The organism is Pseudoflavonifractor capillosus (assembly GCF_016899775.1).
Taxonomy (GTDB): Bacteria; Bacillota; Clostridia; order Oscillospirales; family Oscillospiraceae; genus Lawsonibacter.
This window is the reverse complement of the sequence record NZ_JACJJE010000004.1, coordinates 12,780-35,104: the sequence shown is the minus strand read 5'-3', so window position 1 is coordinate 35,104 and position 22,325 is coordinate 12,780. Positions and strand designations below refer to the sequence as shown.

The 22,325-nt window shown below is 62.8% G+C and carries 23 protein-coding genes; 7 read left to right on the top strand and 16 right to left on the bottom strand.

The genetic code is table 11. From position 1 onward, the window contains the following. Positions 1–20: 20 nt before the first annotated feature. On the bottom strand, positions 21–1,094 hold the full coding sequence (gene argC, locus H6B31_RS02145; RefSeq protein ID WP_204896995.1) for an N-acetyl-gamma-glutamyl-phosphate reductase: 1,074 nt from the start codon (positions 1,092–1,094) through the stop codon (positions 21–23). A 239-nt stretch (positions 1,095–1,333) separates the two neighbouring features. On the opposite strand from argC, the gene H6B31_RS02140 reads away from it, so the two are divergent. Further along, on the top strand, positions 1,334–2,224 hold the full coding sequence (locus H6B31_RS02140) for a LysR family transcriptional regulator (protein ID WP_204896994.1): 891 nt from the start codon (positions 1,334–1,336) through the stop codon (positions 2,222–2,224). Positions 2,225–2,596: 372 nt separating this feature from the next. On the opposite strand, the gene H6B31_RS02135 is transcribed toward H6B31_RS02140, so the two are convergent. The 7 genes from H6B31_RS02135 to H6B31_RS02105 form a co-directional block, all read right to left on the bottom strand. Continuing rightward, positions 2,597–2,944 carry an arsenate reductase family protein gene (locus H6B31_RS02135; RefSeq protein ID WP_204896993.1) on the bottom strand — a complete coding sequence of 116 codons (348 nt, stop codon included), beginning with the start codon at positions 2,942–2,944 and terminating at the stop codon, positions 2,597–2,599. Between the two features lie 91 nt (positions 2,945–3,035). Further along, positions 3,036–4,070: a rod shape-determining protein gene (locus H6B31_RS02130; protein WP_087291655.1), complete on the bottom strand. Its 1,035-nt coding sequence runs from the start codon at positions 4,068–4,070 to the stop codon at positions 3,036–3,038. A 152-nt stretch (positions 4,071–4,222) separates the two neighbouring features. After that, a complete protein-coding gene (locus H6B31_RS02125; RefSeq protein ID WP_204896992.1) occupies positions 4,223–4,879 on the bottom strand; it encodes a ComF family protein in 657 nt (218 codons plus the stop codon). Continuing rightward, positions 4,876–5,061, bottom strand: coding sequence for a type II toxin-antitoxin system antitoxin (locus H6B31_RS02120; protein ID WP_204896991.1), 186 nt, complete (start codon positions 5,059–5,061; stop codon positions 4,876–4,878). Before H6B31_RS02120 ends, H6B31_RS02125 begins: the two co-directional genes overlap by 4 nt. 480 nt (positions 5,062–5,541) lie before the next feature. Next, on the bottom strand, positions 5,542–5,862 hold the full coding sequence (locus tag H6B31_RS02115; protein ID WP_204896990.1) for a hypothetical protein: 321 nt from the start codon (positions 5,860–5,862) through the stop codon (positions 5,542–5,544). Continuing rightward, on the bottom strand, positions 5,859–7,037 hold the full coding sequence (locus H6B31_RS02110; RefSeq protein WP_204896989.1) for a polysaccharide deacetylase family protein: 1,179 nt from the start codon (positions 7,035–7,037) through the stop codon (positions 5,859–5,861). The genes H6B31_RS02115 and H6B31_RS02110 overlap by 4 nt, the downstream gene beginning before the upstream one ends. A 38-nt stretch (positions 7,038–7,075) precedes the next feature. Beyond that, positions 7,076–7,306 (bottom strand): helix-turn-helix domain-containing protein, encoded by a 231-nt coding sequence (locus H6B31_RS02105; RefSeq protein WP_204896988.1) that lies wholly within the window; start codon positions 7,304–7,306, stop codon positions 7,076–7,078. 88 nt (positions 7,307–7,394) lie between these two features. On the opposite strand from H6B31_RS02105, the gene H6B31_RS02100 reads away from it, so the two are divergent. Next, positions 7,395–7,661 carry a hypothetical protein gene (locus H6B31_RS02100; protein ID WP_204896987.1) on the top strand — a complete coding sequence of 89 codons (267 nt, stop codon included), beginning with the start codon at positions 7,395–7,397 and terminating at the stop codon, positions 7,659–7,661. Between the two features lie 888 nt (positions 7,662–8,549). Here the strand turns inward: H6B31_RS02100 and H6B31_RS02095 are convergent. The 4 genes from H6B31_RS02095 to H6B31_RS02080 all read right to left on the bottom strand — a co-directional run bounded on the left by H6B31_RS02095 (position 8,550) and on the right by H6B31_RS02080 (position 13,336). Beyond that, positions 8,550–9,524, bottom strand: a complete 975-nt coding sequence (locus H6B31_RS02095) for a PhoH family protein (protein ID WP_204896986.1) — start codon at positions 9,522–9,524, stop codon at positions 8,550–8,552. Between the two features lie 14 nt (positions 9,525–9,538). After that, a complete protein-coding gene (locus tag H6B31_RS02090; protein ID WP_204896985.1) occupies positions 9,539–10,768 on the bottom strand; it encodes a sporulation protein YqfD in 1,230 nt (409 codons plus the stop codon). 10 nt (positions 10,769–10,778) lie between these two features. Continuing rightward, a complete protein-coding gene (locus H6B31_RS02085; RefSeq protein ID WP_204896984.1) occupies positions 10,779–11,060 on the bottom strand; it encodes a YabP/YqfC family sporulation protein in 282 nt (93 codons plus the stop codon). 98 nt (positions 11,061–11,158) lie between these two features. After that, a complete protein-coding gene (locus H6B31_RS02080) occupies positions 11,159–13,336 on the bottom strand; it encodes a DUF4261 domain-containing protein (RefSeq protein ID WP_243418802.1) in 2,178 nt (725 codons plus the stop codon). A gap of 212 nt (positions 13,337–13,548) precedes the next feature. On the opposite strand from H6B31_RS02080, the gene H6B31_RS02070 reads away from it, so the two are divergent. Further along, positions 13,549–14,700 (top strand): alanyl-tRNA editing protein, encoded by a 1,152-nt coding sequence (locus H6B31_RS02070; RefSeq protein ID WP_204896983.1) that lies wholly within the window; start codon positions 13,549–13,551, stop codon positions 14,698–14,700. Positions 14,701–14,773: 73 nt separating this feature from the next. After that, the gene (locus tag H6B31_RS02065; RefSeq protein ID WP_204896982.1) at positions 14,774–16,093 is read left to right on the top strand and encodes a putative ABC transporter permease; all 1,320 of its coding nucleotides are present in this window, start codon (positions 14,774–14,776) and stop codon (positions 16,091–16,093) included. Positions 16,094–16,218: 125 nt separating this feature from the next. On the opposite strand, the gene H6B31_RS02060 is transcribed toward H6B31_RS02065, so the two are convergent. Next, complete coding sequence (locus tag H6B31_RS02060) at positions 16,219–16,650, bottom strand: hypothetical protein (RefSeq protein ID WP_204896981.1); 432 nt, start codon at positions 16,648–16,650, stop codon at positions 16,219–16,221. A 203-nt stretch (positions 16,651–16,853) separates the two neighbouring features. Here H6B31_RS02060 and purF point away from each other — a divergent pair, with 203 nt between their 5' ends. Beyond that, entirely contained in the window at positions 16,854–18,230 is a 1,377-nt protein-coding gene (gene purF, locus H6B31_RS02055; RefSeq protein ID WP_204896980.1) for an amidophosphoribosyltransferase, read from the top strand. Positions 18,231–18,534: 304 nt separating this feature from the next. Here purF and H6B31_RS02050 read toward each other — a convergent pair whose 3' ends face one another. After that, positions 18,535–18,789, bottom strand: coding sequence for an AbrB/MazE/SpoVT family DNA-binding domain-containing protein (locus tag H6B31_RS02050; RefSeq protein WP_204896979.1), 255 nt, complete (start codon positions 18,787–18,789; stop codon positions 18,535–18,537). A gap of 268 nt (positions 18,790–19,057) precedes the next feature. On the opposite strand from H6B31_RS02050, the gene H6B31_RS02045 reads away from it, so the two are divergent. Continuing rightward, complete coding sequence (locus tag H6B31_RS02045) at positions 19,058–19,636, top strand: nucleoside recognition domain-containing protein (RefSeq protein WP_204896978.1); 579 nt, start codon at positions 19,058–19,060, stop codon at positions 19,634–19,636. A 2-nt stretch (positions 19,637–19,638) separates the two neighbouring features. Next, the gene (locus H6B31_RS02040) at positions 19,639–20,166 is read left to right on the top strand and encodes a spore maturation protein (RefSeq protein WP_243418801.1); all 528 of its coding nucleotides are present in this window, start codon (positions 19,639–19,641) and stop codon (positions 20,164–20,166) included. 375 nt (positions 20,167–20,541) lie between these two features. Here the strand turns inward: H6B31_RS02040 and H6B31_RS02035 are convergent, their stop codons facing one another. Then, positions 20,542–21,162: a hypothetical protein gene (locus H6B31_RS02035; RefSeq protein ID WP_204896977.1), complete on the bottom strand. Its 621-nt coding sequence runs from the start codon at positions 21,160–21,162 to the stop codon at positions 20,542–20,544. 227 nt (positions 21,163–21,389) lie between these two features. Beyond that, positions 21,390–22,325: a transketolase family protein gene (locus H6B31_RS02030; RefSeq protein WP_204896976.1), complete on the bottom strand. Its 936-nt coding sequence runs from the start codon at positions 22,323–22,325 to the stop codon at positions 21,390–21,392.

Here is a 22,325-nt window from a genome sequence, read left to right as displayed (position 1 = left end):
CCGCTGTTTGGATGGATGAATCAGGGATACATGGGGGCGATCTTCAGGCCGGTGGTCTCGTCCAGGCCGAAGATGATATTCATGTTCTGGATGGCCTGGCCGGCGGCGCCCTTGCCGATGTTGTCGATGACGGAGCTCACCAGCAGGCGCTTGGTGCGGGCGTCATAGGTGGGGGTGATGCAGCACAGGTTGGTGCCGGCGGTCCACTTGGTCTGAACGGGCTTGCTGGCGGGGTACACATGGACGAAATACTCATCCTTGTAGTACTTCTGATACAGCTCATACAGCTCGTCGTTGCTGATATCCTTGTTCAGAGTGGCATAGATGGTGACCTCGATGCCGCGGATCTGGGGGGTCAGGTGGGGCTGGAAGTTGATGAACTGCCAGGTCTCGGGCTTCATCAGGTCCTTGCCGGTGATGTAGGCGATGTTCTGCTCGATCTCGGGGGTGTGGCGGTGGGTGCCGCCCAGGGCGTAGGCGCAGAAGCTGTTGCTGGCCTCAGCCAGGAGCTTGTTGGGGGCGGGACGGCGGCCGGCGCCGGTGTAGCCGCTCTTGGCGTCCACGATGATGGTGTTGTCCACCACCATGCCCTCCTTCAGGACGGGGTACAGGCCCAGAGTGGTGGCGGTGGGGTAGCAGCCGGGGTTGGAGATGAGGCTCTTGCCCTTGGCCAGATCCCGCTGGATCTCGGGGATGCAGTACACGGCCTCCTTGGTCATCTCATAGTTGGGGTGGTCCAGATGGTACCACTTCTCCCAAACCTTCGCGTCACGGAACCGGATGTCGGCGCCGAAGTCGATGAACTTCTTGCCGCCCGCCAGCACCTTCTCGGCAATGCCGCACACGGTGCCCGCGTCCACTGCGGTAAACACGACGTCGCTGTCCTTGACGATCATATCCACGGTCTCGTCGTTCAAGGGCAGGATCTCCTGGTCATAGAAACCAGCCAGAGCGGGGTGCTCGTCCTGGATCTTTCGGCCGGCGGCGAAGCTATCGGCCAGGTGGGCCACCTGAGTTTCAGGGTGGTTCACCATAAGACGGAGCAGCTCACCACAGGCATAGCTGGCGGCACCACAGATGGAAAAACGGATCATGACACGATTCCTCCTTTTAATTTTTCGGCTTGCGCCGTTCTTCTAGGATTCCGTTTCAGCAGTCAATTCCAAATATTCAAAACTTTCCCGAATATTCGGTATAGATTCTGTTGAATTTTCCTGTCTCCTATTATATAATTACTGGGCAGTATACACAAGAAATTCTTTTTTCTGCTGTTCATTCCAAAGGGGAATGCTTTTGGGAATCCTATCCATACTGCTAAGGAGTTATTTGATTTATGAGTATCCGTAAGTACATCGCCTATTTAAAAACCATCGAGACGGGGAGCATCACCCACGCCGCCGCCCAGCTGGGCTACACCCAGTCGGCCATCAGCCGGATGATCGCCGACCTGGAGGACTCCTGGGGCGTCAAGCTGCTCACCCGCAACCGCTCCGGCATTGAGATCAGTTCGGAGGGCCTCACCCTCCTGCCCAAGCTCCAGGCCATCTGCAAGGACTATGAAGATCTGAACTATGCCATCTCCGAGCTCCACGGGCTCAGCTCCGGCTCCATCCGCCTGGGGGCCTTCTCCAGCATCTCCAGCGGGCGGCTGCCCCAGATCATCAAGTCCTTCCACGAGCTCTATCCCCACATCGACTTTCAGCTGGTCAACGGGGAGTACAATCAAATCGCCACCTGGCTGCGGAAGGGGCTGGTGGACTGCGGCTTTGTGAGCCTGCCCGCCCCCAATGATCTGGAGGCCTCCTTCCTGCTCCAGGACAACCTGGTGGTCATTCTGCCGGAAAACCATCCCCTGGCCGACGCCCCGGTCTATCCGGTGGAGCGCCTGTCCAGCGAGGATTTCATCAACCTGAAGGAGGAGCAGGACTACGAGATCACCAAATTCCTGGACCATCTGCAGCAAAAGCCCAACATCCGCTATGAGGTGAGCGACGATTACGCCATCCTCTCCATGGTGGAGTGCGGACTGGGCATCAGCGTGGTCCATGAGCTTATGCTCCACCCCAACCGCTACCGCGTGCGGCCCAAACACTTCGACATCCCCCAGGTGCGGGACATCGGCATCGCAGTCAAGAAGGACGTGCCTCCCTCCACCATCACCCGGCTGTTTGTGGCCCACGCCAAGCAGTGGGCTCAGGAACATCTCCCCGCAGAAATCACCTGACGGGGACTTCTGTAACTTTCGTACAGAATTCTTTCCTTTCGCTTCCATCGTTTGGTACAATCATACCACAACCCTGCACAAAAAGAAAGGGAAAATTTCAAAAATTTTTCCTGCATGTATAGTCCCATTTTATGCATCATTATTCAATCTCTCCTGGATTCTCAAGGAGCTGCCGGAAGTTCTTTTCCTTCTTTCTTTCTATTTTGAGCAAAATTTTCTTCATTTTCCCGCATTTATATCTGATTTGTTTTTAATTTCCTGTTTCTCAGGTGGATTTTTCCGCTTCCGCGCCAAAATATCTCCTGGAAATGCAGCGAGCACGGACCAAACATTTTGCATGGTCCGTGCTCGCCTTTTGCATAAGCTTCCAGCTTATCCGATTTCTTCCCACTCTTTTTCCCGGAACCCCACTTTGACAAACTGCTCCCCCACCAGGATGGGCCGCTTCACCAGCATTCCGTCGGCGGCCAGCAGGGCCAGCTGCTCCTCCTCGCTCATGGCGGGCAGCTTGTTCTTCAGGTCCATGGCCTTGTAGAGCTGTCCGGAGGTGTTGAAGAACCGTTTCAAGGGCAGGCCGCTCTCCTGCCACCAGGTCCGCAGCTCCTCCTGGGTGGGGTTCTCCGTCTTGATGTCCCGGAGGGTGTAGGAGATTCCCTTCTCGTCCAGCCACTTCTTGGCCTTCTGACAGGTGGTGCACTTGGGATAACAGACAAACAGCATTGAAATTCCTCCTTTGTTGTTGAACACAGGCGGCTGTGAAAACCGCTCCTGCAAAAACAGCCCCGGCTTCCGCCGGGGCTGTTGTTAAGATTTAATAATTCATCTGCTTGCGGCGGGACAGGTTCATGGTGCCGTCCTGCATCTGGTCCAGGCTGTCCAGGCTCTTGCCGGTGCCTTCGGCCACGCAGGAGATGGCGTCCTCGGCCACGTGGGTCTCGATGCCGGTGTGGGCCTCGATGAGCTTGTCAAAGCCCCACAACAGGGAGCCGCCGCCGGTCATCACGATGCCGTTGGTGGAGATGTCGGCCACCAGCTCGGGGGGCGTGCGCTCCAGAACGCCGTGGATGGCCTCCAGGATGCGGCTGGAGACCTCCTCGAAGGCCTCGATCATCTCGCTGGAGGAGACGGAGAACACCCGGGGCAGGCCGGTCATCAGGCAGCGGCCCTTGATCTCCATGGTGACCTCCTCGGGCCGGGGGAATACGCAGCCGATGGACATCTTCAGCTCCTCGGCGGTGCGGTCGCCGATGAGCACGTTGTGCTTCTTGCGGATATACTTGACCACCGCCTCGTCGAACTTGTCGCCGGCGATCTTGATGGAGGCGGATTCCACCACGCCGCCCAGAGAGATGACGGCAATGTCGGCGGTGCCGCCGCCGATGTCCACCACCATGTGGCCGTCGGGCTTGGTGATGTCGATGCCCGCGCCGATGGCGGCGGCCACCGGCTCCTCGATGAGGTAGGCCCGGCGGGCGCCCGCCTGGATGCCGGCGTCCACCACGGCGCGCTCCTCGACCTCGGTGATGCCGGAGGGCACGCAGATGAGCAGACGGGGCTTGAACAGGGAGAAGGTGGTCACCTTCTTGATGAACTCCTTGAGCATCCGCTCGGTCATGTCGTAGTCGGAGATGACGCCCTCCCGCAGGGGACGCATGGCCACGATGTTGCCGGGGGTGCGGCCCAGCATGGCCTGGGCGTCGGTGCCCACCTTCAACAGCTTGCCGGTATTCTTATCCATGGCCACCACGGAGGGCTCCCGCAGGACCACGCCCTTCCCCTTGATATATACCAGAACGGACGCGGTGCCCAGGTCAATGCCAATGTCCTTGCTGAATAAATTAAACATATCGCTCCACCTTATTGATGATCATTTCCGGCGTTAGTATACCCGCGCCGGTTTGTGGTTATATCCAAACTAGTTTTCATTATAGCGGGTCCCACGCCGGTTTTCAACTATTATTTCGCCATTTTTCCATGGTTTTCCGGCCCCTGTGTGATTCATTTTTTCCGGGCCTGGGCCAGGGTCAGCCCCCAGACCTCCGCCGCGCCCCCTTCCAGGAGCAGACGGGCGCACTCCCCCATGGTGGAGCCGGTGGTCACCACGTCGTCCACCAGCAGGACGCGCAGGCCGGACAGGTCCTCCCCGGTCAGCCGGTACACCCCCTGGACGTTGGCCCGCCGGGCCTCCTCGTCCTCCAGGTGGGACTGGGGGCCGTTGTCCTTTTCCTTCTCCAGCAGCTTCCGGGCCGGGAGGCCCAGCTCCCCGGCCGCCGTCCGGGCCAGCAGCTCCGCCTGGTCAAAGCCACGCTTTCTCTTCCGCTTTCGGCTCAGCGGGGTCCAGGTCACCACATCCACCGCTCCGGTCAGGCTGTCCTGGGCGCACTGAGCCATGAGAAGCCCAAAGGGCTTCCCATAGCTGGGATTTCCCGGGAATTTATACCGGCGCACCGCCTCGGGCACCCCGTCCCGGTAGGCCAGGGGCGAGAGACACCCCGCCGTCCTCTCCACCGCCCGCAGGGCGTCCTCCCCCAGAAGCCACGGGAGCTTTCCCTGGCACTCCGGGCACACCGGGACCCTGGGATCGTCCAGAATTTTCTGGCAGAAGGGGCATTTTGGCGGGAACAGCAGGTCCAGAAAAGATTCCCACAGGTTCATTGTGGGGAGTCCTCTTTCTCAACCGGGATCGGGCCATTTTCTTTTTCAAAGTCGCTGACACACTTCCGGATCAAATATAAAATCTGCCGGCTCATGGAACGGCCCTCAAATTCTGAAACAGACTTGAATTTATCGTGCAGTTCCGCATCCATTCGTATGCTGAGATGGGTTCGTTTCTTCATAGCAAACCGCCCTTTTTTCGGAATATTCTCAGCATACACAGAGCCGTTATTTTTATTTAAAAGTTAGTGCATTTTTACGGCTTAAAATTTTGCCATATAGAGTGTTCTTAAGCCTTCCCCCTGGGGGGAAGGTGCCCCAGTGCGCACACTGGGGCGGATGAGGGGGCGATGATAGAACGCTTTTTTGTGTAGGGCGCGACGACCTCGGCGCGCCGCGTATGCGGGCCGGCCAGTGTCCGGCCCCTACGAAATATAAAACGCCGTAGGGGCGGGTGCCCTCACCCGCCCGCTCCGGGGGGCCCTTTTGTAGGGCACGGCCTCCCGGACGCGCCGTTCCACTTTCCAGAAAAATACCGTAGGGGCGACCCTTGCGGTCGCCCGCTGTGGGGAAGCCGTTTCATCCGTAGGGGCGGCCCCATGCGGCCGCCCGCAAGCCTTCCCCCTGCATATAAAATGCGCCGGGCGGCCGCCCGGCGCATCTCAGCCTAAAATGTCAAACAGGCAGCCCCACACATAGTCCAGGTCTTCAAACCGGACCTGGGGGGTCAGCCGGAACAGGGCCAGCTCCCCCTCCTGGACGGCCCGGACGCCGCACTGCTCCTCCAGGCGCCGGAGCACCTGGGCGGTGTCGCGGCCGGGGAATCGGGCGGTCACGGCGCCCGCTTCCTCGTCGGCGGAGACCACCTGGGGGCCGCCGGGGCCGAAGTCCTCCAGCCGGGCCTTTAGATGCCGGGTGAGCCGGGCAACGCGGGCCGGGTCCCGGCTGTCCCCGGCGGCCTTAGTCAGATCAACCTGTCTCATAGTCTCGTCTCCAGTGGGACGCTCACCGCGTAGGACCGGGCCTCCAGCCGCGTGAGCAGCGTGGGGAGCACCCGGGCCGACTCGGTCCCGGCGTCCAGCGTGATATAAGCCCGCTGGCTGCTGGATGGGATGGCGCGGATGACCGCGTTGGCGTGGGAGCTGGCTCCCGTCCCCGCCTCAGGGATGGCGGACACCGTCTCGTCCCAGCAGACCCAGCCCTCCGCCTCCAGGGCGGACCGCTGGCTCTCAGGCACCAGGGCCAGGGTGGTGCGGGTGTAGCCCACCCGCTCCAGCGTCCGTCCGCCCTCCTCCAGCAACTGGCGGGTGGCGGCCAGGGTGCTCCCCTCCGCCAGCAGGCCCACGCTGTGGCCGCTGCCCAGAATGCGGTAGAGCAGGTCGTCCTGCCGCTCCAGACCCTCCACAGGGAAGAAGAACACCGCGGCCCGGTTATTCTCATCCAGGGCGTCCAGAATATCGCTGAGCCCCTGGTCGTCGTCGCACCGGAAGGCCAGATAGACCGGGACGCTGTCGGCGGTGTCCGGCTCCTCCTCGATGGGAGGGTCGGTGGTCTCCGTCTCCCCGCTGCTGCCGGTGGGAGGACGGACGCCGGGCGCTGCCGTGCTCTGGTTGGCCTGGTTATAGGCCCGCAGCTCACGGGAGATGGAGAGGGTGGCCGCCTCCACAAACTTCGCGTCGCTGAGCACCACGGAGCTGCCCTTGATCCGGACGATATACCCCTCGTCAATGGAGATTACCGAGTAGCTCAGGCCGAAAAAGCTGCACACCAGCGCCACCGGCACAAAGACCTGGCCGCTGCGGAGAATGGCCCGGCCGTTGAGATACTCCCCGGTGACCGCGTTGTAGCAGGTGTTGTTGTTCAGGTTGAAGGTGAGAAACTGCCGGGTGTTGAACAGAGTGGCCATGCCCGAGCTGCGGTTGTAGCTGAACGAGATGTCAAAGCCGATGCGGGCAGTGTTGCTGCCGTCAAAGGCGGAGTAGGGGACGTAGAGCACGCCCCCCGACCAGGTGGGCATGGTGCTGTCGCTGAGGCTCACCACACTGTCGTTGATGACGGTGAAATAGATGTCCCCGGCGGCGGAGGCCGGCCCGGACAGGCTCAGGGCCAGCGCCAGGGCGCACACCAGCGCCAGCAGCCGGCGCAGTCGGCGTTTCATGGAAGTAAGTCCCTCCTCTCCTTGGGGTGCAGGCACGTTCAGGGCTGCCCGCGGTTGATCTCCCGCACGTCGGTCCGGCCCATCAGATAGTCCAGGCTCACGCCGAAGTAGTCGGCGATGGCCACCAGGCCGGGGACCTCGGGATAGGACTGGTTATATTCATAGTCCTGGTAGCTGCGTAATTTCAGCCCGCAGATCTCCGCCATCTCCCGCTGTTTTAAGCCGCGTTCCCGGCGGAGTTCTTTTAGTCGTTCAGAAAATTTTGCCATAATAACTCCTAATCCCTTGACACGCGGTTAAACCGTGATATAATAATTGCACGGTTATACCACGTAAATTCAGGAGGTGTGTTTTAAAATGAAAGAATCCATTGACAGCCTGTTTTGCAATAACCCGGACTTGTCCCACCAGATCTATACATACTGCAAAACCAATCCGGAATTTATGGAGGCCGAGTCGGAGTACGACGCCCTGCTCCAGTCCCTGGAGCAGACCCTGGGCTACGCCCGGATGCAGGAGATCGAGGACTGCTTCCTGCGCTACTCCGCCCGGCTGGTACAAGCCTATTATCTCTTCGGCCTGGGCCTGCGTCAAGAGGTTCTTTGGGCACTGGGGCGGGAATGATTGGATGGGGGGTTACAGCAGGGTTCCTCCGGAGCGGGCGGGTGAGGGCACCCGCCCCTACGGCGCTTTATATTTCGTAGGGGCCGGACACTGGCCGGCCCGCATACGCGGCGCGCCGAGGTCGTCGCGCCCTACACAAAAAAGCGTTCTATCATTGCCCCCTCATCCGCCCCAGTGTGCGCACTGGGGCACCTTCCCCCCAGGGGGAAGGCTTGCAGGCGGCTGATAGCCGCCCCTACAGCGGATATAGAAGCCGCTCCCTTTTCGCGTAGGGGCCGGTCCCAGACCGGCCCGACAGCATACCTACCGGGAGCGTTGGTTCGGGAAACCCAGGCGCAGGTGTGGAACCGCACCAGCGGCAATTTTTGCAAACCCAGGGCCAGGTGGCCCGGCGGGAATTGAGGCCAGCCACTCAGATTTTGCGCGCCGGAAATTTTGTGCAGCCTTACAGGTACGCGTCCTCCGTAATGGGGGACCGGGGGTAAGGCGAATATGGACACGAAGTGTCCATCCTGAGCCGTCCCCCGGCGGCGTTTTGGTTCCTTTGCCGCCGTGGGCAAAGGAACTCGCCGCCCGCAGGCGGCGAAATTCCCCGCAGAAAAACACCGAAGCGGCCCGATGAGGGCATCGGGCCCTACAAATGCAAAGGACAAAGAAACATAACCGACAGGGCGGGTCCTGCAAAACGGCGCGCCGAGTTGTCGCGCCCTACGCCCGGAAAAAGGTTATTCCTCCATTGCCCCCTCATCCGTCACGCTTCGCGTGACACCTTCCCCCCGAGGGGGAAGGCTTTAGGAATACGCTTTTACAGCCTTCCCCTTTAGGGGAAGGTGGCTGGCCGAAGGCCAGACGGATGAGGTGTCCCTTCGGCAGCGAACCGCCAAAAATTCAGGGCTTCTTTTTATTTCTCCGCTCCTCATCCACCTCATAGGCCTTGATGATCCGCTGCACCAGGGCGTGGCGGACCACGTCGGACTCGGTGAGGCGCATGATGGCGATATCCTCCACGCCCTTGAGCACCCGCATGGCCTCCTTCAGGCCGGAGACCTTGTCCGCCGGCAGGTCGATCTGGGTGATATCGCCGGTGATGACGATTTTCGACCCGAAGCCCAGACGGGTGAGGAACATTTTCATCTGCTCCCGGGAGGTGTTCTGGGCCTCGTCCAAAATGATGAAGGAGTCGTCCAGGGTGCGGCCGCGCATATAGGCCAGGGGGGCCACCTCGATGTTGCCCCGCTCCAGGTACTTCTGATAGGTCTCCGGGCCCAGCATGTCAAACAGGGCGTCGTACAGGGGCCGCAGGTAGGGGTCCACCTTGGACTGCAGGTCGCCGGGCAGGAAGCCCAGCCGCTCTCCCGCCTCCACCGCCGGGCGGGTGAGGATGATGCGGTTGACCTCCTTGGAGCGGAAGGCGGCCACGGCGGCGGCCACCGCCAGATAGGTCTTGCCGGTGCCGGCGGGGCCCACCCCCAGGGTGACCACATTCTTTTTGATGGCGTCAATATACTTCTTCTGGCCCAGGGTCTTGGCCTTGATGGGTTTCCCCTTGGCGGTGATGCACAGCACGTCGGCGGCCAGGTGCTGGACCTGCTCCTCCTGCCCGGTCCGGACCAGCTGGAGCACATAGCGCACGTTTTGCTCCTGGATGGGCTCCCCCCGGGCGGCCAGGGCCATCAGGTTCTCAATGGCCTTTACGGCGTACATCACCTGCTCCGGGTCCTCCCCGGACACCTTCAGCTGGGAGTCCCGGCTCACCACCGAGACCCCCAGCTCATGTTCGATCAGACGGATATTTTCGTCAAAGGAGCCGAAGACGCTGATGGCGTCCTCCAGGCGCTCCAGGTTGATGCTTAATTCTGTCATTGGTATTTGTTCTCCTACTCCGCCGGGGTCTCCCCCGGGATCTCGCGGGTACTGGGGATCTCCACGCCGATCTCCTCCCGGCACTCCGCGGTCAGCGTCACATGCAGCTGCCCCTCCGACACCCGGGCGGTATAGCTGGTGTCGATCACCTGGCCGTCCTCCCCGATCTGTTCCAGCAGATAGGAGAACAGCCGGTCCTCCAGCAGGGCCTGGGCGGCCTCCGGGTCCACCGAGACGGTTTCGGTTTCATAGGCGCGGTATTGCTCCGCCGTAAGCATCATAGGCAGGCTCCGGCCCCCCGGCAGGGTCAGCTGGTGTACCGTGGTTATTTTATCATATCCATCCCCGGGAATGCTACTGTTTTTATAAAAATCCACCCCAAAGTCCAGACAGCGCAGGGACCAGAGGGTGCGCTCCTCCCCGGTGTACCGCTTCACCCGGGCCTCCAGGGGGATGGCCGCCTCAAAGGTCCGCCAGGTGCGGGCGTACACCCGCCCCCGGGCGTGGACCGGGTAGTACCGCACCGGCTGGTCGCTGTACTGGGGCGGCTGGATGGAGATGAGGCCGGAGATGAGCACCTCCCCCCTGGCCACCGTGTCCCCCTCCTGGACGGCGGCTTCCCCCACCATGGGCTCCACCTGGGTGATGATGCCGTCCGCCTCGGAGATCACGTCGTAGAACCCCTCGTCGTCCACGATCTCCGGGGACTCCACCGCCTCCCGCACCACCACCTCCAGCCGGGTGCCGTACAGGTTGATGGACATCCAGGACAGCTCCTCCAGCTCCCGCAGGGCCCGCTGGGCGACGGCCTTCCGGTCCAGGCCGGGGCCGTACACCCCGGGGCGCACCCCCTCCAGCCGCAGCTGGGAGAGGATGCGGGCGGTGGGCACCGTCTCATTGCCGGTCACGTCGATGGTGAGCACAAACTTGGACAGGACGCACACCGCCAGCAGGGAGAGGGCCAGCCCGATGAGAAAGGCGTACCGGCGGCGGAACCGCCCCAGGAAATCCGGCAGCCCCCGCCGGCCCTCCACGGCGATCTCGCACCCCGCCCGCTGGGCCAGCTTTTTCACCAGGGGCAGCTTGTGCCGGAATGTGGTCAGGCGTAAGGTGTGGTCGTCCGTCCACTCCACCCCCCAGCAGGGCACCCCCTCCTGGGCGCACAGGTTCAAAAGCCGCTCGGGGAACAGGCCCCGGGCCGTCAGGGTCACCGTCCCCCGCACATAGTTCATGGCCCGCTTCATCGCCGCACCCCTAAGTCAGCTCGATGCCGGCGATGCGCCCGGTGATGAGCAGCTCCATGCCGGTCATGGCCCGCAGCTCCAGCCCCTCACCGGTCACCTTCACCACATAGGACCCGCCGCTGATGTGGATCTCCCTGTCCCCATAGGCCAGGATGCCCTTGTGGCGCTCCATGCGCAGCTCCCCCGTCCCCACCAGCTCCAGCCGGGGCACCCCGGCCACCACGTCCGCCGGCAGGTCAAAGAACTGGGCGGTGCGCTCCAACAGTCCCTCGCGCCTCCCTTTGGTCCCCATACCATCACCCTTTCCCGCTATGTCTATGCGGAAACGGGCGCAAACATGCGGGAGTATGGACGGGTTTTCCGGAGGAAGGTCTCCTCCCCTCTGCCTTCTCAGTCCTCCGGCATGGGGGCGTACTGGATTTTCAGCGTCATGCCCTGGTGCCACACCCCGGCGCTGCGGGTGATGGACAGGCGCTGGTCCTCGCCGAAGCCGATGGTCTCCCCGTCCTGGAGGGCCACGCCGTTTTCCAGCACATAGTCGGCGATATCCAACAGGAAGCCCCGCAGGTCCCCGGGCTCCGCGTCGGCGTCCAGCACCTCCATCTCGTCCCTGCCGAAGGCCCGCATGCCATCGGTGTAGGCGCACAGGCCCCCCTCCCGGCGGTAGAGGCCGGGCCAGACCAGGTTCAGCAGGGGCAGGCTCCCGTCCTCCATCATCCCCGCCGCATCATCATAGAACTCCGGCTGATAGACCGTGCCGTTGGCGTAGACCCCCAGCACCCCCGCCTGCCGGCAGGCGGCGCACACCAGCTTCACCTGGAGCCGGGCGGCCTCCAGGGGGTCCTCCTCCCCGGCCAGGACGGAGACCAGGATCTGCCCCCGGTGACGGCGGGCCGTCTCCTGGGCCTCGGGCCACAGGTAGTTGTGGGCGGCGTTCTCCTCCGCCTCCCCGTGGGGCACCGGGAAGGGGTAGAGGTGGACGGCCGCCGTCATGCCGTCTGCCTCAAACACCAGGGCGCCCTCCCCATCTTCGCCGCCGGTCTCCTGGGTGAAGCAGGGGATGCCCCACAGATCCCGCAGGTCCCGCTTGAACTGCTCCCCGTCCCACTCCGGCTGCTCCAGCAGGACGAAGGCCAGGAAGGTGCCCCCCTCCGGCTGCTCCAGGGCCATCTGGTCCTCGCTCAGGGAGAAATCGGGCTCGAAGCGGACCACCTGGCTCTCCTCCCGCTGGTAGATCAGGCCGATCTTCCGGTCCAGCCCCACGGTGAACCGGTCCAGCTCCAGCCCCTCGGTGCCCAGACCCGCCCGGGCGGACAGGAAGGTCCTCCCCCGGCGCTCCAGCTCGGGCAGGCGGCGGACCAGAGCCTGGAACCAGAGGGCGGGCAGCTTGGACAGGGCGGCCTCGTTGCCGAAGAAGCGGCCGGTGACGGTCCGCTCCCCATAGGGGATGGTGAAGGTGCAATAGGGAGAATCCGCCTCCCACTCGGTGGGGGCCAGGGCCGCCCGGATAGCCGCCAGATTTTCCCGGTCACAGAGGATGTGGGAGATGGCCCGGCGCTTGTCCGCCTCCCCCTCGTCCAGCCCCTCCTGGAGCCGCCGGTCGCACTCGGGGTCGATCCAGTGGAACTCCATCTCCTCCAGGCTCCGGCCCTCCAGAATCTCCCGGCGGAGGGTGGTGAACTCATAGTCCCCGGGCTCCAGCTCCAGCCCCCGGTCCACCGCCGCCAGGGCCTCCTGCTGTTTTCCGAAGTGGCTGAGCAGCTTGGCGTACTGGAGGTAGCCCCACACGTAGCCCGGGTCCAGCTCCACACCCTTCCGGGCGTAGACCAGGGCCTCCTCCAGCCGGGAACAGTAGGTCAGGGCGCAGGCGTACCGGTAGTACCAGATGCCGCTCCCGGCTGCCTCCGCCGCCTGTTCCGAATCGGACATCCAGTCCGCCGCCCGGTAGTAGTACTCGTACTCGTCCACATTGTTGCAGGCGTAGGAGTACCACAGGGCAACCTCCAGGTCGGCCCTGGCTTGGGCCACGGAGAAGCGGCCCTCCCGCACCCCGGCCCGGATGGTCTCCTCCAGGTAGGACAGCATTTTATAGAAGTAGCCGGACGGCCCCTCGCACATCCCCTCCAGCTCCTCCACGTCCTCCGGGGTCAGCACGATCCCCTCCCCGCTTTGTACGGCGATCCAGCGGCGGCAGTCGTCGATGAAAAATCGAATTTCCTCCTCCGTGTTGTACTGCGGGTCGTCCCCCGGGTGGAGCGCCAGAGCTTTTTGGAAATAGCCCAGGGCCTGCTCCTCCCGGTCCAGGTAGTAGAGGGCGTAGCCCATGCGGAAGTTCCAGCTGTAGTCCTCCCCCAGGACCGCCCGGTGGGGCTCCATCAGCTCGATGGCCCGCTGAAACAGCGCCCGGCCCTCCGGCGTGCCGGGGTCCCCCTGGTTGTTGTAGGCCCGGGCCAGCTCCAGGTCCTGCTCCGGGGTGCGCTCCCCCTCCGGGATGGCCTCCAGGGCGTCGATGATCTTCTGATACTCGTCGTTCTCATGCCAGATCCGGCACTGCTCCAGCAGCTCCATAGGGGCGTCCTCCTCGAATCATCTCTTTTTTCCATCCGCACGCCCGGGACCGTCCCGCCGCCGGGCGCGCCGTGTCACCTCCAGTATAATACAGCGCCCCGCCCTTGACAAATATATTTTCCGGCCCGGTCTCCGGCCTTTGCCTTTTCCCCCTTGTTGTGCTATAATGCTCTCCGCCACCGTGAAAGATTTGAAAACATGAGGTTTCTGCCATGGAAAAGCTATATGAGGAAAACCCGTTTCTCGCCCGCTTCACTGCCCGGGTGCGCTCCTGCGCCCAGGGCAGGAAGGGGTGGGACGTGATTCTGGACCAGACCGCCTTCTACCCCGAGGGGGGCGGCCAGCCCTATGACCTGGGCACTCTGGGCGGGGCCCAGGTGCTGGAGGTCCACGAGCGGGAGGGCCATGTGGTCCACACCTGCTCCGCCCCTCTGGAGGAGGGGAGCACCGTGGAGGGGGAGATCGACTGGGCCCGCCGCTTCGACCTGATGCAGCACCACTCCGGGGAACACATCGTCTCCGGCCTGGCCCACACCATGTACGGCTGCGACAACGTGGGCTTCCACATGGGGGCCGACGTGATCACCATTGACCTCAACGTAGAGCTCACCCAGGACCAGGTCCGGGCGCTGGAGGAGGCGGCCAACCGGTACATCTGGGAGGACCACCCGGTTCAGATCACCTACCCCTCCCCGGAGGAGCTGGCCCATCTGGAGTACCGGAGTAAAAAAGCCATCCAGGGACAGGTGCGCATCGTCTCCTTCCCCGGGGCGGACACCTGCGCCTGCTGCGGCACCCACGTGTCCTCCTCCGGCCAGGTTGGGCTGGTGAAGCTGCTCTCCTGCCAAAAATTCCGCTCCGGCGTGCGCATCGAGCTGGTGTGCGGCGGCCGGGCCTTCACCCATCTGTCCCAGGTGTGGGAGCAGAACCACCAGATCTCCAACCTCACCTCCGCCAAGCTGCTGGAGACCGCCCCGGCGGTGGAGCGGCTGCTGGGGGAGAACCAGGCCCTCAAGTCCCGCATCCTCACCATGGAGGACGCCCATTTTGCCGCCCTGGCCCAACAGTACCAGGGAGCGGGGGACGTGGTCCTCTTTGAGGAGGATCTGAAGCCGGACGGCCTGCGCCGTCTCACCGCCGCCGTCCAGGCGGCCTGCGGCGGCCGGTGCGCCTGCTTCTCCGGCCGGGACGGCCAGGGGTACCAGTACGCCATCGGCCAGCCGGGGGGCGAGCTGCGCCCCCTGGTCAAGGAGCTGAATCAGGCCCTCCAGGGCCGGGGCGGCGGCAAGCCCGACTTTGTTCAGGGGTCCGTGGCCGCCGGCCGCTCGGAGATCGAGCATTTCTTTCAGACGCACACCCTATAAGGATACCAGCCGCATATCTGGGGGCGCGCTGCGCGCCTCTCCCGAACTACGTCACAATACATAAGGAGCCTCTATGGAATACACACTCTACCAACTGCTCTGGTTCTTTCTGGTCTACTCCTTCCTGGGCTGGCTGATGGAGACCGCCGCCGCGGCGGCGAAAAAGGGCAAGCTGCTCAACCGCGGCTTTCTGAACGCCCCCTTCTCCCCCGTTTACGGCGAGGCCGCCGTGCTGTTCGCCGTGTTCCTCCCGGAGCTGAAAAGCGCCCCCTTCTTCCTGTTTGTAGGCGGCATGCTGCTGGCCACCGCCCTGGAGCTGGTCACCGGCGCCCTGCTGGAGCGCATTTTTGGGCAGAAGTGGTGGGACTACTCCCAGGAGCCCTGGAACTTCAACGGCCACATCTGTCTGAAATACTCCCTGGTGTGGGGCCTTCTGGCCTTGTTCTGCCTGTTTTTGGGCAACCCCCTGCTGGTAACCCTCACCAACTGGATTCCCCAGTCGGTGGGACAGATCATCGCCATCGCGGTGCTGGTCCTGCTGGCGGCGGACTTTGCCGGGTCGGGCGCCGCACTGCTCCAGCTCAACGGCAGCCTGAAGGAGCCCAGCGAGGTCTCCCGGCGGTGGCGGGCGGTGTCCAACGCCCTGGACAACGCGGTCACCCGGTACATCCAGCGGCGTATGGCCCGGGCCTACCCCAGCCTGGATAAGGACCGCCTGAAGCAGGAGCGGCGGAAGGAGAAGGTCCGCGCCCAGGTGTTTGCCCAGGGCTGCGGCTTCTACAAGCTGACCTGGATCTTTGTGATCGCCGCCCTGCTGGGCGACCTCTTCGAGACCGTCTTCTGCCGCTTCTCCATGGGGGAGTGGCAGAGCCGCAGCAGCCTGCTCTACGGCCCCTTCTCCATCGTGTGGGGCTTCGGCGCGGTGATCCTCACCGTTCTGCTCTACCGCTACCGGGACCGCCGGGACGGATTTCTGTTCCTGTTCGGCACCGTGCTGGGAGGCGCCTATGAGTACGGCTGTTCCGTCCTCTCCGAGCTGATGTTCGGCACGGTCTTCTGGGATTACAGCCACATTCCCTTCAACCTGGGCGGCCGGATCAACCTGCTCTACTGCTTCTTCTGGGGCATCGCCACGGTGGTGTGGATCAAGGTGCTCTACCCCCGCATGTCCAACCTGATTGAGCGCCTGCCCATGAAGCCGGGAAAAATTCTCACCTGGCTGCTGGTGGTCTTTATGGTGGGCAACATGGCCGTCTCCGCCCTGGCCTTCGGCCGCTATGTGGAGCGCAGCATGGACGTCCCCGCCCAGAACAGCGTCGCCCGGTTCCTGGACGACCACTACCCGGATGAGCGCATTGAGCGGGTCTACCCCAGCGCAAAATTCGTGGACTGAGTTCCGGGAACAGATTTTCTTCCCCCTCGAGCTCCCCCGCCAATACTCGGGCGGATTCGTCTAAACAGAGGTTTTTCGACAAGCTGGAGCGGGCGGCCCGGTAAGGGCCGCCCGCTTTTTTCCTACTATAAAAACCGCTTCATCTCCTGGATGGTCCGCTCCTGGGCCGCCAGCAGGCGGCGGCCCAGTTCCACCAGTGCCGGGTCCGTGTCCCGGGTGCACTGGTGGAGCCGCCGGGCCGTCTCCACCGCGCCCCCGGTGCTCTCCCGGATGAGCCGCTCCGCCAGTGTGGAGGTGGAGGGGTCCAGCACCGCCCGCGTCCGGAGGGCGGCCCCCGCCAGGGCCAGGGCGGCGCTCCCCGGCCCCCTCAGCCGCTCCCCCTGGGCTCTGGCATAGGCCTGGGCCCGGGCGGCGATGGTGCGGCACTCCCGCAGCTGGTCCTGGAGGACCGGCACCATGGCCCGGCTCTGGGGCAGGCCCATGGCCTGGGGCAGCGTCCCCACCCCCATGGCCGCGGTCTTGTGGATAAAAGCCAAAAATGTCCGTTCATCGTTCACAGCACGCCCCTCCTCTCCGGGCTAGATTGCGTCAAAATAGACATATCATACGAGAAAGTTCCGGAATTTAAGGAAGATATAGGCGGAGCAGCCAATCCTCTCTCCCTTGCATCGGACGGCTGTGCAGGAGTATAATAAGTTTGTGAACGACGGCGCTCATGGAGAGCGCCGCCTTGTCTTTTTCAGGAAGGAAGTGCGCGGGGATGGAACCCATACTGAGCGGCCTGCACGAGGAGTGCGGGGTATTCGGCGTCTACGATCCAAAGGGCGGGTGCGCCCAAACCACCTATTACGGGCTGTACGCCCTCCAGCACCGGGGGCAGGAGGCCTGCGGCATCGCGGCCATCAACGGCCGGGAGCAGTCCTTTTACAAGGACGTGGGCCTGGTGAGCGAGGTCTTTGACAAGGAGACCCTGGACAGGCTCAACGGCACCATGGCGGTGGGCCATGTGCGCTACGCCACCACCGGGGCCGGCGAGCGGGAGAACGCCCAGCCCCTGACCATCAAATACGTGAAGGGCACCCTGGCGGTGGTCCACAACGGCAATCTGGTGGGGGTGGACCAGCTCCGCCGGGACTTTGAGTACAAGGGGGCCATTTTCCACACCACCAGCGACTCCGAGCTCATCGCCTATGCCATCGCCCAGGCCCGGCTTCACTGCCGCAGCGTGGAGGACGCGGTGTGCTACGCCGCCAGGAATTTGAAGGGGGCCTTCTCCCTGCTGGTCATGTCCCCCCGGAAGCTCATCGCCTGCCGGGACCCCTGGGGCTTCCGCCCCCTGTGCATGGGCCGGAAGGGGGACGCCGTCCTGTTCGCCTCCGAGTCCTGCGCCATCGCCAGCGTGGGGGGCGAGCTGGAGCGGGAGCTGGAGCCCGGAGAGATCGTGGTGGTGGAGGACGGCCAGGTGCGCTCCATCCGGGACAACTGCCGGGAGCTGTCCCACATGTGTATCTTTGAGTATATCTACTTCGCCCGCCCCGACTCAGTGATCGCCGGGCAGTCGGTCCACCAGGCCCGGGTGAACGCGGGAAAGCTCCTGGCTCAGGAGCACCCGGTGGAGGCCGACCTGGTCATCGGGGTGCCTGACTCCGGCCTGGACGCCGCCCAGGGCTACGCCCAGGAGAGCGGCATCCCCTACGGGGTGGGCTTTGTGAAAAACCGCTATGTGGGCCGCACCTTCATCACCCCCGACCAGGCCAGCCGGGAGCAGGCGGTGCGCATCAAGCTCGCCGCCCTGAGCAGCGAGGTGGAGGGCAAGCGGGTGGTCATGGTGGACGACTCCATCGTCCGGGGGACCACCAGCCGACAGATCATCACCCTGCTGCGGGAGGCGGGAGCCAAAGAGGTCCATATGCGCATCTCCGCGCCCCCCTTCGTCTCCCCCTGCTACTTCGGCACCGACATTCCCAACAAGGACCGGCTCATCGCATGCAGCCACACGGTGGAGGAGATCCGGGAGCTCACCGGGGCGGACAGCCTGGGCTACCTCTCCCTGGAGCACCTCCACCAGCTGGCCCCCGATGCCCGGTGCGGCTTCTGCGACGGGTGCTTTACCGAGCGCTATCCCATCCCGGTCTGACGGGCCGGCATGCAAGAATGCCGCTGCTTTCCCGCCGCGCAGCGGCGGAAAAGTCCTCGCGGAACGCCTTGCCGTGCAGGGCATTCAGGGCATCCGACCCCACTCGAGGCGGGCTGCCGCCCTCTTGCGCTCCCCCGCCAAAATTCGGACAGACTCGTCTTGGCAGAGTTTTTTGACAAACTGAAAAACCGCCTGCATCTCGCATGCAGGCGGTTTTTTACAAAAGGAGACTCCGCCCCTCGTGGAACGGAGTATCATACCGTGAGCTAATTTGTATGTAATCTTTGTGATCTTGTCCGACGGCTCACTCGCCGGCCAGCGCCTCCTGAAGGGCCTTGATGCACTTGGGGCAGATATTTTTCCCGTGGTAGACGATCACGTCCTTGGCGTCGTCACAGAAGATACAGGCGGGCTGATACTTCTTCAACACGATGGCAGGACCATCCATGTAAATTTCCAGGGAATCCTTCTCCGCAATGTCCAGGGTGCGGCGCAGCTCAATCGGGAGTACGATACGGCCTAATTCGTCCACTTTTCGCACAATACCGGTAGATTTCAAGTTAAACCATCCTTTCCTTGTCGCCAGTCGTCAATGAGAGAACCATCGAGACGGCACGGAATCTGTAAAAGAATACCGAAAACGGCAAATCTAATTATACTACAAAGATTGATTCTGTCAACCACATATGTGAAAATATTGCAAAAACCGACAAATTATTTCTTATGCCCTCCTTAAAACAAAAAATAGCCACAAATTTTGTCGAACAGAATTGGGTATTATTTCCGAAATCACCTCCGTATAAATGGGACGAGAGGGGGCTGGCCGAATGACGATGGCGTGGATCTGGACGGGAATGGCAGTCCTGTCCATTTTGTGCGGCCTGGCCACGGGCCGGGGGGATCTGGTGGCCGCCGCCGCGGTGGATGGGGCTCAGGCGGCGGTGGAGCTGTGCGTTTCCATCGCGGGCATGCTGTGCCTGTGGACCGGGGTAATGGAGATCATGCGCCGCTCCGGTCTGGCCGAGGGGCTGTCCCGGCTGCTGCGGCCGGTGCTGTCCGCCCTGTTCCCCCAGGTGTCCAAAGACCGCGGGGTGATGGACAGCATCTCCGCCAACGTGTCCGCCAATCTGCTGGGGCTGGGCAACGCGGCCACCCCCCTGGGCATTGAGGCGGTGCGGCGGATGGAGCGAAAGAGCCCCGGGACGGCGTCGGACGCCATGTGCATGCTGGTGGTATGCAACACCGCCTCCATCCAGCTGATCCCCACCACCGTGGCCTCGGTGCGGGCGGCGGCGGGGAGTTCGTCCCCCTTCGACATCCTCCCCGCCGTGTGGCTGGCCTCCGCCCTGTCGGTGGGGGTGGGGATTTCCGCCTGCAAGCTCTTCGCCCGGATCTGGAGGGATTGAACTTGGAACTGCTCTTTACCATGATCGCCCCCCTGATCATCGCCGGCGTGGCCCTGTATGGCGTGGGGCGGGGCGTGGACGTGTACGACGCGCTGATCCACGGGGGTGGGGATGGGCTGGAGGTCCTCCTGCGCATCGTCCCCTCCCTCATCGCCCTGATGACGGCAGTGTATATGCTCCGGGCCTCCGGAGCCCTGGAGCTGGCCGCCCAGGTCCTGGCCCCCCTGCTGGACCGGGCGGGCGTCCCCGCTCAGCTCCTGCCCCTGATGCTGGTGCGGCCCATCAGCGGCTCCGCCGCCCTGGGGGTGGGGGCGGAGCTCATCCAGTCCTACGGCCCGGACTCCTATCTGGGCCGGGTGGCGGCTGTGATGCTGGGCTCCACCGAGACCACCTTCTACACCATCGCCGTCTACTTCGGGTCGGTGGGCATCTCCCGCACCCGGTACGCCATCCCGGCCGCCCTGTGCGCCGACCTCACCGGCTTTCTGGCCGCCGCCTGGGCGGTGCGGCTGTGCTTCGCCGGGGGCTGAGCAATTCTCCCTCCAACCATGGGAGAAACTGGGGCCAGAGTTGTACGTTTCCGTGCAAATAGGGCTGCGTTACAGTAACAGTAACAGTTACAGTCACTGTTACTGTAATAGTCAGAGTAAATGTTATTGTCACTGTTATAGTTACAGTGCCGCCTCCGGCGCGGCGCCCGCGGGGACGCGGGGAGAGAGAAGGAGTGTTTTTTGAGGGGCGCGGAAGGACAGCGGCCTCGGGACAAGTCAGCGCAGGAATAATGCACAGGGCGGGAGCATCGTTTAGCGATGATCCCGCCCTGTCTTATTTACTGATTTGGAAATCCCTGTCTTTCCGGCAATCCCGCCGAAAATAAATGCGCACGCCAGCTGAGTGTCGCGTTCTCACGCCGCAGTTTCATCGAACATCACCGCGTCAGCCAGGTCGCCATTGGCATTTGATATCTCTGGGTCTGCCATCGACACTGGAGCATTGCGCTTTACGATTTCTTCCCCTGTGAAATCCCATCCGCCGGCAGCATTTATTTCGTTTGTATTCACCATGACTTCCATATCACGATACTGGAAGCTTAACCAACCGTCTGCCGCCGTGCCTTCCACAAGGTACTCATAGTCGTCGACGCCAATCTGAGAGAAGAAATCTTCAAAGGACATTTCATCTTCCATATCTGGAAAAAGTACGCCGGCGGTTGTGAGAAAACCAGCGCATTTCAGCTGGTCTTCACATTCGTTCATGGCCTTTTCCGCATCGCCGCTCTGTGCTCCAAAAAAGTAATAAACAAATTCTGCCTCCGGCTCCCCAAAGCATACCGCGGCAGAATCCGGGAATCCGCCCGGCCTTACGATCAATTCCCCCTCAGGATGCTCGGTTTTCAATTCGCTGAGTGTTTTTCCGATGTCATCAAAAAATTCAGGTGTTTGGCCGCTGGGGGCTGCGGGCGCACAGGCGGCACAAACGAATGACGCCAGCAAAACCATGCCTGCGGCGGCTGCACTTCGTCTCATTTTAACCCTCCATTCTGCAATATCACACTGCTATTTCCTTTCGGAATGTACTATTTGCGAAGTTTTTGGAAGAAATACACAGATAGAACGATGCATGGTTGAGTGAATGATAGCATGCATCACAGCAAAAAGCAAGGATTGGGAACCGCGTTCCCGATTCCCAGAATGTCAAAAAGGCAGGACCGTACCCGGTCCTGCCTTTCCTTCTATTTGTCAGATGGAGCTCCTTAAAAACTCTTGGCCACCTCAACGATGTGCTCGGCGGACAGGCCGAACTGCTTGAGCAGGGCTCCGGCGGGGCCGGAGTGGCCGAACTCGTCGTTGACGCCGATGCGGCGCACGGGGGTGGGCAGCTTCTCGCTCAGCACGCCGCACACGGCCTCGCCCAGACCGCCCAGGATGTTGTGCTCCTCGCAGGTGATGATCTTGCCGCACTCCTGGGCCGCCTTCAGCACCAGCTCCTCGTCTAGGGGCTTGATGGTGGCCATGTTGATGACCCGGGCGGAGATGCCCTCCTCCTTCAGGGTCTTGGCGGCCTCCAGGGCCTCGGCCACCAGCAGGCCGTTGGCGATGATGGCCACGTCAGTTCCCTCGGTGAGCACCTCACCCTTGCCGATCTGGAACTGGAAGTTCTCCCCGTCGTGGAACACGGGCACGCCAGCCCGGCCGAAGCGCATGTAGACGGGGCCCACATGCTCATAGGCGGCCTTCACCATGGCCTTGGCCTCCACGTCGTCGGCGGGGGACATGACCACCATGCCGGGGATGGAGCGCATCAGGGCGAAGTCCTCGCAGCACTGGTGGGAGGCCCCGTCCTCGCCCACGGAGATGCCGCCGTGGGTGGCGCCGATCTTCACGTTCAGGTGGGGGTAGCCGATGGAGTTGCGCACCTGCTCAAAGGCGCGGCCGGCGGCAAACATGGCGAAGCTGGAGGCAAAGGGCACCAGCCCCATGGCCGCCGCGCCGGCGGCCACCGCCATCATATTGCCCTCGGCGATGCCGCAGTCAAAGTGGCGCTCCGGGAAGGCCTTCTGGAAGGTGCCGGTCTTGGTGGCCCCGGCCAGGTCCGCGTCAAACACAATCAGATCGTCATGCTCCGCGCCCAACTCCTTCAGGGCGTTGCCGTAGCTGTCCCGGGTCGCGATCTTCTTCACATCCGCCAT